The following is a 327-nucleotide window of genomic DNA, read 5'->3' as shown; positions in this document are numbered from 1 at the left end:
CCGACACTGCGGGTATTAAAGGTCAGGCTAAAAACGCTCTAATAACCAACCTGGAGGCGCTAGCCGAGCACGGCCGTGATATGCAACACAGCGATGTCGTAGCGCATGAAAGCGACCGGCTCGAACCATCCAATGTATTTCTGACCCGACTGCAAGGCTTCCTGCACAAGCTGTCGACCGCGACCACTCACTAAACGCTTTGAAATGGGGAACGCTCTTCGCTTCGCCAGATGGATGGTGTCGAGCCCATTTTGGAGGCGTCAGGAACGCGCTGCTGGCAACTGTGAGATCTGAATTGGCTCCTGGACGCTTGGATCGTGGCTTCAG

General features: G+C 55.4%; 1 protein-coding gene. It reads left to right on the top strand.

What is annotated here, in order from left to right; genetic code table 11:
- A partial coding sequence (locus GSQ76_RS31220; protein WP_216851138.1) for a hypothetical protein occupies positions 1–194 on the top strand: 194 nt, incomplete at its 5' end.
- Positions 195–327 lie beyond the last annotated feature (133 nt).

The organism is Acidisphaera sp. L21, assembly GCF_009765685.1.
Taxonomy (GTDB): domain Bacteria; phylum Pseudomonadota; class Alphaproteobacteria; order Acetobacterales; family Acetobacteraceae; genus LMUY01.
This window is presented reverse-complemented; position numbering and strand designations above follow the sequence as displayed.